The organism is Sphingobium sp. MK2 (genome assembly GCF_040170545.1).
GTDB lineage: Bacteria > Pseudomonadota > Alphaproteobacteria > Sphingomonadales > Sphingomonadaceae > Sphingobium.
Genome location: NZ_JAZDXA010000020.1, coordinates 68,518 through 83,506, shown reverse-complemented (window position 1 = coordinate 83,506; position 14,989 = coordinate 68,518). Strand labels below are relative to the sequence as shown.

The 14,989-nt window shown below is 64.9% G+C and carries 12 protein-coding genes and 1 tRNA gene; 4 read left to right on the top strand and 9 right to left on the bottom strand.

What is annotated here, in order from left to right:
• Positions 1-204: 204 nt before the first annotated feature.
• From V2I08_RS11475 to V2I08_RS11460, 4 genes are all read right to left on the bottom strand, one after another.
• On the bottom strand, positions 205-1,074 hold the full coding sequence (locus V2I08_RS11475; RefSeq protein WP_349635220.1) for an FAD:protein FMN transferase: 870 nt from the start codon (positions 1,072-1,074) through the stop codon (positions 205-207).
• Positions 1,075-1,172: 98 nt separating this feature from the next.
• Positions 1,173-2,063, bottom strand: a complete 891-nt coding sequence (locus V2I08_RS11470; RefSeq protein ID WP_349635219.1) for a DUF4198 domain-containing protein — start codon at positions 2,061-2,063, stop codon at positions 1,173-1,175.
• A 13-nt stretch (positions 2,064-2,076) separates the two neighbouring features.
• Positions 2,077-2,610: a DUF2271 domain-containing protein gene (locus tag V2I08_RS11465; RefSeq protein WP_349635218.1), complete on the bottom strand. Its 534-nt coding sequence runs from the start codon at positions 2,608-2,610 to the stop codon at positions 2,077-2,079.
• 12 nt (positions 2,611-2,622) lie between these two features.
• Positions 2,623-3,267: a PepSY-associated TM helix domain-containing protein gene (locus tag V2I08_RS11460; RefSeq protein ID WP_037476864.1), complete on the bottom strand. Its 645-nt coding sequence runs from the start codon at positions 3,265-3,267 to the stop codon at positions 2,623-2,625.
• Positions 3,268-3,536: 269 nt separating this feature from the next.
• Between V2I08_RS11460 and V2I08_RS11455 the strand changes: the two genes are divergently transcribed.
• Positions 3,537-4,439: a VacJ family lipoprotein gene (locus tag V2I08_RS11455; protein WP_349635217.1), complete on the top strand. Its 903-nt coding sequence runs from the start codon at positions 3,537-3,539 to the stop codon at positions 4,437-4,439.
• Between the two features lie 45 nt (positions 4,440-4,484).
• On the opposite strand, the gene V2I08_RS11450 is transcribed toward V2I08_RS11455, so the two are convergent.
• Both V2I08_RS11450 and V2I08_RS11445 read right to left on the bottom strand, forming a co-directional pair.
• On the bottom strand, positions 4,485-9,161 hold the full coding sequence (locus V2I08_RS11450; RefSeq protein ID WP_349635216.1) for an NAD-glutamate dehydrogenase domain-containing protein: 4,677 nt from the start codon (positions 9,159-9,161) through the stop codon (positions 4,485-4,487).
• Between the two features lie 322 nt (positions 9,162-9,483).
• Positions 9,484-10,791, bottom strand: coding sequence for a hypothetical protein (locus V2I08_RS11445; protein ID WP_349635215.1), 1,308 nt, complete (start codon positions 10,789-10,791; stop codon positions 9,484-9,486).
• Between the two features lie 153 nt (positions 10,792-10,944).
• On the opposite strand from V2I08_RS11445, the gene V2I08_RS11440 reads away from it, so the two are divergent.
• Positions 10,945-11,020, top strand: a tRNA-Thr gene (locus tag V2I08_RS11440).
• A gap of 175 nt (positions 11,021-11,195) precedes the next feature.
• Positions 11,196-11,519 (top strand): DUF6481 family protein, encoded by a 324-nt coding sequence (locus V2I08_RS11435; RefSeq protein WP_310225099.1) that lies wholly within the window; start codon positions 11,196-11,198, stop codon positions 11,517-11,519.
• A 58-nt stretch (positions 11,520-11,577) separates the two neighbouring features.
• Here V2I08_RS11435 and V2I08_RS11430 read toward each other — a convergent pair whose 3' ends face one another.
• From V2I08_RS11430 to V2I08_RS11420, 3 genes are read right to left on the bottom strand one after another with little or no spacing between them, the layout of a single operon-like run.
• Positions 11,578-11,898 carry an HPF/RaiA family ribosome-associated protein gene (locus V2I08_RS11430; RefSeq protein ID WP_310225097.1) on the bottom strand — a complete coding sequence of 107 codons (321 nt, stop codon included), beginning with the start codon at positions 11,896-11,898 and terminating at the stop codon, positions 11,578-11,580.
• The gene (locus V2I08_RS11425; RefSeq protein WP_349635214.1) at positions 11,898-12,074 is read right to left on the bottom strand and encodes a hypothetical protein; all 177 of its coding nucleotides are present in this window, start codon (positions 12,072-12,074) and stop codon (positions 11,898-11,900) included. The genes V2I08_RS11430 and V2I08_RS11425 overlap by 1 nt, the downstream gene beginning before the upstream one ends.
• Positions 12,075-12,114: 40 nt before the next feature.
• Positions 12,115-12,681 (bottom strand): DUF2062 domain-containing protein, encoded by a 567-nt coding sequence (locus V2I08_RS11420; RefSeq protein WP_349635213.1) that lies wholly within the window; start codon positions 12,679-12,681, stop codon positions 12,115-12,117.
• A 152-nt stretch (positions 12,682-12,833) separates the two neighbouring features.
• Here V2I08_RS11420 and ligA point away from each other — a divergent pair, with 152 nt between their 5' ends.
• Positions 12,834-14,951, top strand: a complete 2,118-nt coding sequence (ligA, locus tag V2I08_RS11415; protein WP_349635212.1) for an NAD-dependent DNA ligase LigA — start codon at positions 12,834-12,836, stop codon at positions 14,949-14,951.
• Positions 14,952-14,989 lie beyond the last annotated feature (38 nt).

Sequence of the window (14,989 nt, the reverse complement as noted above, 5' to 3'; positions counted from 1 at the left end):
TTTCGCTGTCCGGTACAGGCAAAACCGCGCATAAGCAATCCATCGGCACCACAATGGATTGCTTCGCTGCGCTCGCAATGACGAAAAGGGGTAGCCTCAAGTCATCCGGCTCTAGGCAGCAAGCTGCCAGTCTGCGCAGTCCTCTCCCCGCCGGGGAGGGGGTAATTCATCAGCCCGCAGGCCCCGCCTAACCGCGGTGCGCGATCACTCCAGCATCGCCGCCAATTTTGGCGTTATATATTCCTGCGCGCCGCTGTCGGTGCGCAGGATCAGGCGGGCGGGGAGGGCGTGGCGGGTGGCTAGGGCCATGCCGTTTGCAGGGCCGAGGATGGTGATCGCGGTGGCCCAGGCGTCGGCCTGCATCGCGCTGTGGTGCAGGACGGTGACCGAGGCGACGCCGGTTGCGATGGGGGTGCCGCTGGCCGGATCGATGCTGTGCGAGAGGCGTCGGCCATCTTCCAGACGGTAGCGGCGATAGTCGCCCGACGTGGCGACCGACAGGCCGGACAGGGCGACGCGCAGGACCGGGATAGTCAGGTCCGGGGGGGATTCGACATCGACCCACCAGGGCTGGATGTCGGGCTTGATGCCTTCGCCGCGTAGTTCGCCGCCGATTTCGATGAGGAAGTTGGCAAGGCCCATGGCGCGCAGGCGGGCGGCGACGGCATCGACGGCGAACCCCTTGGCGATGCCGGAGAAGTCGAGCGCTACGGGCGCGTGGCGACGGGCCTGATCGCCGTCGATCTCGATCGCCTGCCAAGGCGGCGTCATCGGCGCAGCGTCGGGGCGGGGGAGGATGGCGGGGCCGAAGCCCCATCGGTCGACCGGATGGCCGATGGCGGGATCGAATGCGCCATCCGATCGCCAGGCCATGTCGAGCCCGGCGCGCAGGACGGTCAGCATGTCGGCGGGGAGTGGCATCCAGGTGCCGACGGGCGCGCGGTTGAAGCGGCTGATGACCGAGTCCGGCGCCCAATGGCTCATCTGCGCGATGATGCGGGCCAGCACGGCTTCGATTGCCGCCGTGCAGTCAGCGGGCGGATCGACGATATGCGCCGACCAGTTGGTGCCCATGGTCGGGCCGCCTAGCGTCGTGACGCGGCCCGCCCGCTGTCGCCCGACGAACAGGTCAGGCGACAGGTCGGGCGGGATGGCGATGCGGATGCCGGTCGTCAGGGGGCCAGCACTTCCAGCGTGGAGACATAGGCAGCGCGGCGCTGGGGTGGGCCAGCCGGACGCGCCGGGGGAGTGGGCGCTGCGCCGGGCGCGCCTGCGCCGGGGCCACCCATGCCGCCAGGACCACCGGGGCCGCCTTCGCGCCCGCCGCCGATGCTGGCATTCACCCAATACATGCCGGGTTCCGGCCAGGTGACGACGACCTTGCCATCCTTGTCGGCGGTCAGGTCCATCTGGCCCAGCGCATCGCGATAGCGGATGCCGCCGGGGATGACGGTGACCTTGAGGTCGGCCGCCGGCTTGCCGTCGAGCAGGAACTGGAAGGTTGCCGCTTCGCCCGACACCAGATCATTGGGATGGGTGACGGGGACCATTTCGATGCCGGTGCCGGTGGGTTTGAAGATGGTCGTAGTCGGCGCGCCCAATGTCACGAAAATCTCGTTGCGGTTGGACATTTCGGCGGTCTGCACATCGGTCGCGCCAGCCGGGATGACGCTGGCCAGCTTGTCCTTGGTCGTGCCGCGCGGCAGCCGTTCCTGCTTGCCGTTCAACATATAGCTGCCCATCACCCCGGTCGAGACATTGGCGATGCGATAGGTGCCGGGCTTGGTCAGATGCACGTCGAAGGTCGAGCGATAGCGGCCCTTGGCCGCGTTTTCGATTTTGCCGGTGCTGCCGTCCGGCTCGGTCACGGCGATGCCGTCGGTCGCCATCGGGAAATGTTCGAAATAGAAGAGGTCGTTGGAAATGGCGGCGTCCACCGTCACCCAGCTGTCGTCACCCGACAGGGTGGTGGCCGAGGGCATCATCCATTGGCGATGGGCCTGCGCGGTGGCGGGCAGCATCAGGGCGGCAAGCGCGCCCGCGAGCAGATATGTGGCTTTCATGGTCCAATCCCCTTTATTTGCCGAAGGTGAGGGCGACGGCGCCCAGTTCAGTGCTGCCCTGCGCCTTGACGATCGCGCCGGGCTTTGGCGGCCAGGCAAAGGGCAGGCGGACGACTTCGCGGCCGCCGACTTCGCGGGCGGCTTCGATGAAGAGCGTGTAGTTGCCGGGGGCAAGGCCCCCAAGCGGGCCTTTGCCTGCGGTGAAGCTGAGCTTATGGTCGCCGGGTGCCTTGGTTGCGCCGGTTACGCCATCGGCGGGCAGCTTGAGCGCGCGGCCGGAGGCGCGCCACCATTGGCGCACGTCGCGCAGCCATTTGGTGCCCTCGCCATTCTTCATGTCATAATCATACCAGACCGACAGGCTGCGCGGGGCCGCGCCCTCCTTTTCGATCCAGATGGCGACATAGGGGCGGTGATATTCGGCGACCGAGAGGCGCGGAATGGCGACCGAGAGGTTCAGCGTCTGCGCGGTGGCGGGTGCGGCGACCGTAGCCGCCGCGCCGAGCGCAGCCGTGCCGGTCAGGGCCAGGCGATAGCGGATCTGCATGGATAGTCCCCCTTAATGAATGAAGATGATGGCGAGGATGGCGGGCAAAGCGAGGCCCGCCGCGACCAGCGGCCAGGTGGAAGGCCGCTTCTTGGCATGAAGCTGGAGCAGGACGAGGCCGGTCAGCGCAAAGAGGAAGCAGGCGACCGAGAAAATGTCGATAAAGTATTTCCACACGGTCCCGGCATTGCGGCCCTTATGCAGGTCATTGAGGTAGCTGATCCAGCCGCGGCTGGTCGCTTCGCTGGTGACGGTGCCGTCGGTGCGGTCGATCGAGACCCAGCCGTCGCCGCCGGGACGGGGCAAGGCGAGGTAGATTTCGTCGGCGGACCATTCCGCTTCGCCGGTGCCGCGCTGGCCCACCGCCTGTTCGATCCAGGCGGCGACGGGGGCGGGCAGGGGTTTCTTGGCGTCGGGCTGGTCATCGGGGGCGATCTGGGCGCGCAGGTTGGCGGGCAGGGTCGCCGCTTTTTCGACCGTTTGCGGCGATCCTTCGATATCGGCGGCATGGTTGAGGGTGATGCCGGTGAAGGCGAAGAGCAGCAGGCCGATGAGGCTGATCGCCGAGCTGACCCAATGCCAGGTGTGCAATTGCTTGAGCCAGAACGCCTTGGCGCTCTTTTTCTTTTGTGAAGGGATGCGGGCGGTTCCGTGCATCGGGGTGGGGACTGGTCCTGCTGAGATGAGGATGATCGCATATCGCGAACGACTCTCAATTGCAAACGAGTCGCAGGAAGAAAGTGTAACAAAGTGTGGCAGCAGTGCCGCAGGTCAGTCAGTTGCATATTGAGACTATTGACCTGTCGCTACGTCGCGCCTAGCTGCTTGACCGACGGCATACGGAAGAACGATCACCGAGACGTCGTGGTTTGGGGTCGGCTCCGCTCATGGGAGAGCGAGTAAGCGCCGTTATCAGGGAAAATATTATGCTGCTGTCGGGCGTCGCCGCAGGAATGATGATGATCGGGACGCAGGCTGCGGCTGCGCCGCAATTGCCGGTCGAGCCGGTGGTGGAAACGGTGCCGGCCGCGCCGCCTGCGCAGCCGGAGGATGATGTCCAGGATATCGTCGTGACCGGCGACCGCGCGCCGCCCAAGGGCGATCCGCTGGAACAGATCAACGCGCAGAGTTTTGAGGCCGTGCAGTCGGTGGACAAGAATGTCGTCGGGCCGATGGCGAAGGCCTATAATAAGGGCCTGCCGCGTCCGGCGCGCAAGGGATTGCGCAACTTCTTTTCCAATCTGCAGGAGCCGGTGGTGTTTGCGGCCTATCTGCTGCAACTCAAGCCCGGCAAGGCGGCGGAGACGGCGGGGCGGTTCGCGATCAATTCGACGCTGGGCTTTGTCGGCCTGTTCGATGTCGCCAAGCGCAAGCCCTTCCATCTGCCCTATCGGCCCAATGGCCTGGCCAATACACTGGGCTTTTACGGGGTCGGGCCGGGGCCATATATGTATCTGCCGGTGATCGGGCCGACGACGCTGCGTGATCTCGTCGGCTATGGCGTCGATGGCATCGTTACACCCTTTGTCTTGGGCAAGCCGTTCAACCAGCCGACCTATGTCATTCCCGCCAACATTCTGCGCCAATTGGGGGAACGCGCCGCGTTCGACGAGCGGATCACCGATATTCGGGCGCAGGAAGACCCCTATGGCACCTATCGCGACCTGTATCTCAAGCAGCGCAAGGCGGAGATCGAGGCGTTGCACGGGCGCGTGAGCGATGAGCCGGTCGTGCCGATGTACGGGCCGGGTCTGGGCGTGCCGGGGAAGGCCAAGGATGCCAGTGCGGCGCCCGACAGCGCGCCGCTGCCGGAAACCGCCCCGGAATGATCTACGGGGTCATGTCCGCCTTGCGGACATAACCCCTTCATCGGTTCAGCGTCCCAGCAGGCCGCGCGCCTGGCCCGCGATTTCGGCGAGCATCGCGACATTGGGGCTGGCGGCGGCCTTGGCGCGCTGGACCAGGGTGCGGAACTGGCGGACGCGGTCGCCCTTCTTCTGCAGCCAGCTTTCGACATGGGCGGCGACGTCGCTGGCGTCGCAATTCGCGGTGCATTGCGCCAGGAAGTCGAGCCGCACCTGCTGCATATCGCGGGCGACGCCGGAGATGAGCAGCCGCTCCCACGGGTCGGTCGGCTCCATCCGCGCAGCGGCGGACTGGACCCAGTCGATGCCGACCGCTTCGCCCAGATGGGTGAAGGCGCGGGTCAAGGCGACTTCGCTCACCTCCATCCGCCGGGCGAGCGCGGCAATGCCAACGGCTCCGTCAAGTTTGAACAGGCCAGCGGCGCGATGGGCGAGGGCTTCAGGTGCGCCAAGACCAAGGAGGCGATCGGTTACGGCATTGGTGCGCCGCTGCGCCTCGCAGGTGAGCAGATCGTCGACCTGCGCAGCGAGGCTGTCAACGCCCGTGGACAGAAGATCAAGGCCAGCGGTTGGCAGCGTGCCTGCGGGCAGGCTGCGCAGAATATCGGCAATCTGCGCCCGCATACCGCCCGCAATGTCGCCGAACAGGGCGAGGCGGGCATCCTCCGACATATGCGCCGCGTCAATATCCGCCCAGAGCGCGCGGATATCGTAGAGCCGCTCTGCAATGAGGAAGGCGCTGGCGAGGTCGGCGAGCGAGCAGCCCTCTTCCTCGGCCAGTTCGAACGGATGGATGATGCCCAGGCGATTGACGATGCGGTTGGCGACCTTGGTCGCGATAATCTCCTTACGCAGGGCATGGGCGGCGATCGCATCGGCTTCCTGATCCTGCATCGCCGGGGGGAAGGCCGCCATCAATTCGGTGTCCATCCCCGGATCGCTGGCGAGGTCGCCATGTTCGATCGCGTCCTGCAAGGCCAGCTTGGCCGTCGAGAGCAAAACGGCAAGTTCGGGGCGAGTGAAGCCCTGGCCATCCTGTCCGCGCCGCAACAACTGATCATTGGCGGCCAGCCCCTCAACAGCGCGGTCGAGCCGCCCTGTTTCCTCGAATGTTTCGATCAGCCGCACATAGCTGGCGAGGTCGGCTGCACCGCCACTTTCCGCGATCGAGAGGCCAAGCGCCTGCAGCCGGTTATCCTCCAGCACAATATCGCCGACCGCGTTGGTCATGCTTTCGAGCAAAGCATTTCTCGCTTCGAAGGATAGCCGTCCTTCGGCCATTTCCTTGTTCAGCGCGATCTTGATATTGACTTCATTATCCGAGCAATCGACGCCCGCGCTATTGTCGATGAAGTCGGTGTTGATGCGTCCGCCATTGAGGGAATAGGCAATGCGACCGGCCTGGGTGATGCCCAGATTGGCCCCTTCGCCCACCACCTTGACGCGCAATTGTTCGGCATTGACGCGCAGGCGGTCGTTGGCGGGATCGCCGACATCGCTGTGGCTCTGGGCCGTCGCCTTGACATAGGTGCCGATGCCGCCGAACCAGAGCAGGTCGGCAGGCGCCTTGAGAATGGCAGAGATGAGCGCGCCCGGCTCCATCTCGGTTTCGGTCACGCCCAATATCTGCTGGATTTCCGGGGTCAGCGGGATGCGCTTGAGCGCGCGGGAGAAGACGCCGCCGCCCGGCGAAATGAGCGCCTTGTCATAATCCTCCCAGCTCGACCGGGGCAGTTGGAACAGGCGGTTGCGCTCTTCCCAGCTTTTGGCGGGATCGGGCGCGGGGTCGAAGAAGATGTGGCGATGATCGAAGGCGGCGACCAGCTTGATGGCTTTCGACAGCAACATGCCATTGCCGAACACATCGCCCGACATATCGCCGCAGCCAACGACCGTGACGGACTCGCTTTGAACATCGACGCCCATTTCCGCGAAGTGGCGCTGGACCGATAGCCACGCGCCGCGCGCAGTGATGCCCATCGCCTTATGGTCATAGCCGTTGGAGCCGCCGCTGGCGAAAGCGTCGCCCAGCCAGAATTTGCGGTCGAGCGCGATGGCATTGGCGACATCGGAGAAGGTGGCCGTGCCCTTGTCGGCCGCGACAACGAAATAGGGATCGTCGCCATCACGCACGACCACTTTGGTCGGATGCCGCACATGGTCATTGACGATATTGTCGGTGACCGACAGCAGCGCGCGAATGAAGATGCGATAGCTTTCCGTACCTTCGGCGAGCCAGGCGTCGCGATCGACCTGCGGATTGGGCAGGTGCTTGGGATAGAAGCCGCCCTTTGCGCCGGTTGGCACGATGACGGCATTCTTGACGCGCTGCGCCTTCATCAGCCCCAATATCTCGGTACGGAAATCGTCGCGTCGGTCGGACCAGCGCAAGCCGCCGCGCGCGACCGGGCCAGCGCGCAGATGAATGCCCTCGACGCGCGGCGAATAGACCCAGATTTCGCGCCAGGGGAGCGGGGCGGGGAGGCCGGGAATCTGGGCGCTGTCGAGCTTGAATGCCAGCGCTTCGGTGGCAGCGTCGCTGTAGAAATTGGTGCGCAAGGTTGCGCTGATAACCGCGCGCAACAGGCGCAGCACGCGATCCTCGTCAATCGCGGTGACGGCTTCGAGACCGGCGTCGATTTCCGCCTGGGCAGCGGCAATCCGCTCTTCCGCACCATCGCGGCCGACCGGGTCGTGCAACGCCTGGAACAGATTGGCCAGGCTGGCGGTGACCCCCTGCGCGCGGCGCAGCGTGTCGGCAAAGGTGGCCATGCCATAAGCCATGCCGGTCTGGCGCAGATAGCGGAACAGGGCGCGGAACAGGACGACCGAACGGGGCGCGAGCGCGGCGGTGACGATCAGTTCGTTGAACCGATCATTTTCCGCGCGTCCTTCCAGCACCTGGGCAATGGCTTCGGTAACGATGGTGGCGCGGTCCACGACGGCCTGCGCATCGCCGCCTGCTGGCAGTTCCAGCACGAAGCGCTGGACATTGCCCAGCTTGCCGCCATCCAGCGCCGTCGTCATTTCCTCGATCACGCGGAAGCCGAAATTCTCGAATGCCGGGACGACTTCGGACAGCGCAATGCCATGATGGCTGTAGAGTTTGAGGCGCAGCCGTTCGGCGCAATCTTCGGGATTGCGATAGATGCGGATCGACTTGTCACCCGGCCCCGACAGGCCATGGATCAGGCGAATGTCGATCGCCGCTTCATCCGGGCCAGCGCCATTGCGATAGACCATGGGGAATCCGCCCGCATAGCGTTGCGCCAGCGCGGCGGCGCGACCCGCATCCTCGGTCTTGGCCAGCGCTTCCTCGACGGCCGGTGCCCAGCCGCGCACCATCTGCTTGAGGTGGCGATCGAGCAGCGTGTCATCGGGAATGATGCCGCCTTCGCGCAGGTCGAGCGTGATGCGCAGCAGCGCGAGGCCGCCTTCTTCCAGCGCGATCGACCAGCTCAGCACCGGCGCATTGGCAGCCATGGAGAGCATTTCCTGCACCGAGAAGCGGCGCGCGGTCGAGACTTCGTCACGCGGCAGCCAGACGAAGGCGTAGAGATGGCGAGCGAGCGGGCTGCTCGCCAGCGCAAGCTTGGGCCGGGGGCGATCGGTCAGCGACATGAAGGTCAGCGCCAGCCGTTCCAGCGTGTCGCGATCGAAGCCGATCAATATGTCGTGCGGCAGGGCAGTCAGGGCATGCACCAGCGTCTTGCCGGCATGACCCTGCGGATCGAAATCAAACTTGTCCATCAGCGCCGATAGCGCCGAGCGCAGCACCGGCACCTTGTCCGGCGTCGCCGACAGGCCCGAACTGGTCCACATGCCCGCATGGATGGACAGCGCCTTGACCTCCTTGCCCTCCCGCACGGGCACGATGACGAGATCGAGCAGCACCAGGCGATGCACGCGCGACAGGCGGTTGGACTTGATGATGAGCGGGTTGCGCTTGCCTTCCTCGAACCAGGTGAAGGCGGCTTCGAGCGAGGCGGGGGCGATCAGTGGCTTGTCATTGCGCGAGCAGATACCGCTTTGTGCGCTTCTGCTGCCGTCGCGGTGAATGACTTCATGGCCGGTCAGGGTGAAATGGCGCGCGAGGAACCAGCGCAGCAGCGCCGCGCCTTCTTCATCGGGGACGGCATCGGCATCGGCCTGCATCGCGGCCTGCATCGGCGCCCAGTCAGCGACGGCGGCGCGCACATCGGCGAGCGTTTCGGCCAGCGCCTTTTCCAGCGCGCGGCGAGCCTTCGCGTCGGCCCGGTCCGCCTCGATATAGATCATTGATTCGCGGCGGGCACCAGGCGCATCATCGTCGAGGATCGCGGCGAGCGCGCCGTCGCCGTCGCGGGTGATGGACAGGATAGGATGGAGCAGCCGGTGGATGGTGATGTCGGCGGCGGCCAAAGCATTGGCGATCGAATCGACCAGGAAGGGCATGTCGTCATTGACGAGGGCGATCCGCATATAGCGGCCGGTCGCGCCTTCCCCCAATGTTTCGATGGCGATGACCGGCTGTCCCGGCTGGCGCGCATGGGCGGTGCGGCCGACGAAGGTCGCCGCGGCGGTCAGCGCCGCTTCATCAAAGCCTTCCCGCTCGCCCGGCAGCGCGCCGCGCGCCAGCGCCGTTTCCAGCGCCTGACGGATACCCGTATCGACTTCCTTGGTCTTCGCGTCAGCCAGCGTCGTCATTCGCTACCTCTCACCAGCGGGTGCATTCCCGCTTTCATGGAACGGAGGAGAGGCTGGACGCCGCCATGCGACTCCCCGGCTTTAAGATCGCCTATATGCCTCCGCCTTGAAGGAGGCTCAACCCAGGCTATGGAATAAAGTTTCTGAAAATTGAAATAATATGATGATGTGTCATCCGGTCCGCCGCTTCATATCGGCACGCGACTATCGGCCCGGCCCACTGGCATGTCGAGGCGGTTCCGCCATGGGACGAAACTATTTTCGTGCGAGTTGAGGCGGGTAAGCGCGCGACTATGCCGTCTCGTCCGGCCGGGCTGCCAGATCAGCGCGCGGCGGCGACGATGACTTTCTGGCCGAGGTCGGACCCCTGCGGCAGCGCCGCGACCAGGGCGAGTGAGCCGTCGGCTTCGCGCCGGGCGATGACGACGGCCAGGCCATCGGCATCCGTGGCGATGGCGTCGGCAGGCAATGCGCTTGCCGCCTGCATCGCGATGCGGGCCTTGTGGCGGCGGTCGGGGCGCGGCGGCGCTTCGGCGCGGCGCAGGGCGCGTTCATCGCGGACCAGGGCCTTGAGGCCGCCTGTATAATGGGAGAGATAGTCAGCAAGCGACCCGACCCCCAGGCCCGTCGCCCAGCCATGATCGAGCGCGGTCGCATATTCAGTGATCCGCGTCTTGTCGTAGGTGCCGCCGAAGACCAGCTTGATGATCGCGGTCATGGGGCTGCGCGCCTGCACCTTGATGCCGTAATCCGCCAGCAGTGCGGCATAATCGTCCGGGCGGGCCTTTGCTACCAAGGCGAAATCATAGGCGAGGCCGATCGCGCGATAGAGGGCGGCATGGCTGCGCGCTTCGCTGACGCGAACCCGTTCCGCGCCATCACGGGCGAGCGCCAGCCAGTCGGCGAGCGGCGCTTCTTCGTCGGGCGCTTCCATGCCGGCCAGGTCGAGCGGTTCATCCTCGGCTTCTGCCTGCGTGGGCGCGCGCTTTGGCGTGGCATCAGCGGACGGGCCATCGGCCCAGATGGCGGTCGTCGGGCCAGCCAGTGGTGCCGCGCGCAATGCTGCGCTGACTTCCTCTTCCAGCGCGGCGCGCATCTGGCGGTTTGCCAGTTCTTTCCAGTTGATGACGCCAAAGACGAAATCAATCGTCTCGTCATCGGACGAAAAGGGCATCAATATGCCGCGATATAAGATGTCGGCACCGCGCTGGTTGACGAATTCGGCCTCGAAGCCGATCGGCGCAGCATTGGCGATGATCTGGAGATAATGGTCGGTCAGCCGCGACACGAGCGAGCGGGCGGGGACATCGTCAATATAGGTGATCGCGCCTTCGATTTCGCACTCCTGCCGCAAGGCCGTGCCGAGATAGACGACCGAGGGGTTTTCCAGACCCGTGCTGAAATCGAGCAGGATGCTGTAGGGGCCGAAATCGTCCAGTTCTTCGGGTGACAGATCCTCGATCGAGGGAAGCGCGCGATCGCCCAGCAGCGAGGCCCAATAATTATAGGCGCGCACCTGCATCCGCCGTTCGTCGGACACCACCGTCAGCGGCGCGTCAATGGCGGCATCGTCGCTATGGTTGACGTCGTCCCGGTCGTTGGCGACATCAAGCCCCCATAGAGTATCCATTCGGCCTGTCCCTAAAACAGATAAAAGCGCTTCATCTGGGACTCGACAGTGGCAGCGGATGGTAAATTTGGCGTGAAGATGAGGGCGGATATGCGCTTTCGATGAAAAGCCCGCTTGTCCTGCGCCCCAACCGCTGTTATCTGCCCGCCGCAAGCCGCTTTAGCTCAGTTGGTAGAGCATCGCATTCGTAATGCGGGGGTCACAGGTTCGAGTCCTGTAAGCGGCACCAGTCCTTTGGTCTTGATGGCCGGGATATTCCCTGTGGAAGCGCGTAGATATGGGCCCCGCGTGGATTTTTCCAGGCGGTCGCGCCTTGGGGCATGAGAGGTGCGGGACCGCAATCTCGGCTCGATTTTTGCCGGATGACGGGCGGCATCACGCTATTGACAGGATGAAGCGAATTTATGCGAGGATATAGGGAACCCGGTTTTCAGGACAGGGTCGCCGCCGCCAAGGACGCCAAGACCAAGGCGCTGGAAAAATTGCGTGCCAAGCCGCCAGTCGACGAGGCTGAGCAGGCCGAAAAGCTGGCCAAGCGTCTGGAGAAGGAAGCGGCTGCACGGGAGCGCCGTGAAGCTACCCTGCGCGCGCGGCAGGAGGCCGATCTCGCCCGGAAAGCGGAACGCGAGCAGGCGGCCGTTGCGGCCAAGCCGGCACCTGTCGCTAGCGAGGCCGAGCGCAAGGCAGCGCGGGACGCGCGCTACGCCGCACGCAAGGCGCGCAAATAAGACGGAATCAAAAAAGGCGGCGGGCTATGGATGGCCGCCGCCTTTTCTTGCGGACCTGTCAGCTACTGTGACGCTGCTTGCCGAATGTCGTGTCGAGACGCGACGTGACCTTTGACAGCGCACCAGTAACGGCCTCTTCGACGCGGCGCGCACGATGCGACGCCGAAAGCGGCTGTTGACCCGCCGGACGCACTTCGATCATGGCTTCCAGGCCGTCTTCGGTCTGCGTGTCCGGTCCGTCATGATCGCGCAAATGCACTTCGACGCGCGTAAGGCGCGATGCGAAGCGGTCCAGGCGCTCACGCACCCTGGTTTCCGTGTCGCCGATCGCGTCAGCCCCGATCTTTACGGCATTATCGCTGTTAACCTGAACCTGCATCAACGTACCTTCCTGCTGTGTTCCAGAACGGGGCGATGGCCTTCTGCGTTGAAGGCACCATCGACCGGGGCGTTAGGGTTTACCCCGCGAATGGCACCTTCATTTGGCGTGTCGGTCTGGTGCCGCAGATATTCGCGCTGATCCTCCGGCGTGGGTTTATGCTTTTCGTCGGTCATTAGCGCTTCTCCTCATGATGGTGCATGAAAAGCTAACGGGTCAGACCGAAGGTGGTTCCTGATGGATGGTTGGTCGCGTCACAGCCCGATCAGTGCCGCCGCGCCGCCGCCATCGCCAGATGAGCGAGACGCGCCATGCCAGATGCACGGCCGCGAAAGCCAGAAGGCTCGACAGGGTCGCAAACACCAGCAACCCGACGAAAGTGGAAAGCGACGTCGCGCTGAGCGATGTCCAGATACCCGTGGGCTGCGCGGCCGCTATGGTCTGTGCCGCCCTGGCACCGCCAACAAGATCCAGCAGGAAAGTGCCGGTGCGATAGGCCGCATAATAAATGGGGGGGAAGGTCAGTGGGTTGGTGATCAGCGTTGCCGCGCTGGCGATCAATATATTGGCGCGGATGGACGCGGCGAACAGCACGGCCAGAATGATCTGGCCAATGGGAAGAATGAATCCCACGAACAGGCCCAAGGCCAGCCCGCGCGCGATGCTGCGCCGGTTGAATTGCCAGATCGTAGCCGGTGCGAGACGTGATGCGACGGGCGCGAGCCAGCGGCTCTTTAGCAGCACGTCTCTGTCGGGCGCCCGTTCGATGAACCATTTCCGCATGTGACGTCCATATACTCTATCGCGGGAAAGCGACCAGCTTTTCATAGCAAGGCGGACCTTGCTCTTTGCTTAAATCTTCTGCCATCGCCTTTGGCGATTGTGGACAAGCTTCACTCTTCCGCACGGGCTGCCAAGGCGGCTATGGAGGAGGCATGATCGACCTTGAGACCCTTTCCGACGCCGATGCCGCCAACCGTCTGATGCGCCTGGCGCGCGAGGTGGCGAAGCATAACCGGCTTTATCATGACGCGGATGCGCCGGAGATTAGCGACGCGGCCTATGATGCGCTGATCGCCGAGAATAACGCCCTTGAAGCGGCGTTTCCGCATCTGGTGCGGGCCGATTCGCCCAATGCCCAGGTCGGGGCTGCGCCAACGTCGGCGCTCAAGAAAGTGGCGCATGCGCAGCGGATGATGAGCCTCGACAATGGCTTTGCCGATGCGGATATTGGTGAGTTTATCGCGCGGGTCCGGCGTTTTCTGGCGCTGCCGGAGGATGCGCCGGTGGCGCTGACGGCCGAGCCGAAGATTGACGGCCTGTCCTGTTCGTTGCGGTACGAGAAGGGCGAATTGGTGCTGGCCGCGACGCGGGGGGACGGGGCGACGGGCGAGGATGTGACCGCCAATGTCCGCACCATTGGCGATATTCCTGAGCGCCTGACGGGCGAAGCCGTGCCCGACCTGTTCGAGGTGCGGGGCGAGGTCTATATGGCCAAGGCAGATTTTGCCGCGCTCAACGCCCGGCTGATGGCTGAAGCGGACGAGCCGGAGAAGGCGCGGCAGTTCGCCAATCCGCGCAATGCCGCCGCCGGATCACTGCGGCAGAAGGAGGCGAGCGTGACCGCCAGCCGTCCGTTGCGTTTCCTCGCCCATGGCTGGGGCGCGCATAGCGATTTGCCCGCTGACACGCAGCTTGGCGTGATGCAGGCGATTGCGGATTGGGGATTGCCGGTGTCCGACATGCTAGTGCGGGTCGAGACGCTTGAGGCGCTGCTGGCCCATTATCGCGGGATCGAGCGGGCGCGGGCGGACCTGCCGTTCGATATTGATGGCGTGGTGTATAAGGTCGACCGGCTCGATTGGCAGCAGCGATTGGGCTTTGTCGCGAAAGCGCCGCGCTGGGCGATCGCGCATAAATTTCCGGCCGAACGGGCGCAGACGACTCTGGAGGCGATCGACATTCAGGTCGGGCGCACCGGCAAGCTGACGCCGGTGGGGCGGCTGACCCCGGTGACGGTCGGCGGGGTGGTGGTGTCCAATGTGACGCTGCACAATGCCGACGAGATTGCGCGGCTGGGGGTGCGGCCGGGCGATCGGGTTGTGGTGCAGCGGGCGGGCGACGTCATCCCGCAGGTGGTCGAGAATCTGAGCCGCGACGAGGCGCGAGCGCCCTATATCTTCCTGGCCCAATGTCCGATCTGCCAGAGCGAGGCGGTGCGCGAGGAGGGCGAGGTCGATTATCGCTGCACCGGCGGGCTGATCTGCCCGGCGCAGCGGTTCGAGCGGTTGCGCCATTTCGTCAGTCGCGTGGCGCTGGATATTGAGGGGCTGGGCGAGAAGTCGATTCAGGAGTTTCTGGATCTGGGCTGGATCACCGAACCGGCCGATATTTTCCGCCTCAAGCGCCATCGCGCCGAACTGGTCGGCCGCGAGGGGTGGAAGGAAAAGTCGGTCGACAATCTGCTCGCCGCGATCGAGGCGAAGCGCGCGCCCGATGCCGCACGGCTGCTGTTCGGGCTGGGCATCCGCCATGTCGGCGCGGTGACGGCGCGCGATTTGCTCAAGCGCTACACGACGCTGGAAGCGGTGCGCGCGCTGGCGCAGGAGATCATGGCGCTGCGTGCGGCGGCGCCGGAGGGCGAGACGCAGGCCAAGCGCGACAAGGCGATTGCCGAGCATATCGGCGTGGAAAATGTCGGCGCGGCGGTGGGCCATGCGCTCGCCGACTTCTTCCATGAGCCGCATAATGTGACGGCATGGGAGGATCTGCTGAGCGAGGTATCGCCGCCGCCCTATGTGGTGAAAACCACCGCCAGCGCGGTGACGGGCAAGACGATCGTGTTCACCGGCAAGCTGGAGACGATGAGCCGCGACGAGGCCAAGGCGCAGGCGGAGCGGCTGGGCGCGAAGGCGGCGGGATCGGTCAGCGCCAAGACGGACCTGGTGGTCGCGGGGCCGGGGGCGGGGAGCAAGCTCAAGCAGGCGAGCGCGCTGGGGATCGAGGTGATCAGCGAGGAGGCCTGGGCGGAGATCGTCCGGGCGGCGGGTTAGGCCGCCATCTTCCGGCGGGCGCTGATATGGTGGGCGAA

What these genes read in the sequence shown, in the direction of transcription:
- V2I08_RS11455 (WP_349635217.1), top strand. Translation starts at nt 3,537, where the DNA reads ATGCTGCTGTCGGGCGTCGCCGCAGGAATGATGATGATCGGGACGCAG.
- V2I08_RS11460 (WP_037476864.1), bottom strand. Translation starts at nt 3,267, where the DNA reads ATGCACGGAACCGCCCGCATCCCTTCACAAAAGAAAAAGAGCGCCAAG.
- V2I08_RS11450 (WP_349635216.1), bottom strand. Translation starts at nt 9,161, where the DNA reads ATGACGACGCTGGCTGACGCGAAGACCAAGGAAGTCGATACGGGTATC.
- V2I08_RS11425 (WP_349635214.1), bottom strand. Translation starts at nt 12,074, where the DNA reads ATGACCGACGAAAAGCATAAACCCACGCCGGAGGATCAGCGCGAATAT.
- V2I08_RS11430 (WP_310225097.1), bottom strand. Translation starts at nt 11,898, where the DNA reads ATGCAGGTTCAGGTTAACAGCGATAATGCCGTAAAGATCGGGGCTGAC.
- V2I08_RS11435 (WP_310225099.1), top strand. Translation starts at nt 11,196, where the DNA reads ATGCGAGGATATAGGGAACCCGGTTTTCAGGACAGGGTCGCCGCCGCC.
- V2I08_RS11475 (WP_349635220.1), bottom strand. Translation starts at nt 1,074, where the DNA reads ATGGGCACCAACTGGTCGGCGCATATCGTCGATCCGCCCGCTGACTGC.
- V2I08_RS11445 (WP_349635215.1), bottom strand. Translation starts at nt 10,791, where the DNA reads ATGGATACTCTATGGGGGCTTGATGTCGCCAACGACCGGGACGACGTC.
- V2I08_RS11465 (WP_349635218.1), bottom strand. Translation starts at nt 2,610, where the DNA reads ATGCAGATCCGCTATCGCCTGGCCCTGACCGGCACGGCTGCGCTCGGC.
- V2I08_RS11470 (WP_349635219.1), bottom strand. Translation starts at nt 2,063, where the DNA reads ATGAAAGCCACATATCTGCTCGCGGGCGCGCTTGCCGCCCTGATGCTG.
- ligA (WP_349635212.1), top strand. Translation starts at nt 12,834, where the DNA reads ATGATCGACCTTGAGACCCTTTCCGACGCCGATGCCGCCAACCGTCTG.
- V2I08_RS11420 (WP_349635213.1), bottom strand. Translation starts at nt 12,681, where the DNA reads ATGCGGAAATGGTTCATCGAACGGGCGCCCGACAGAGACGTGCTGCTA.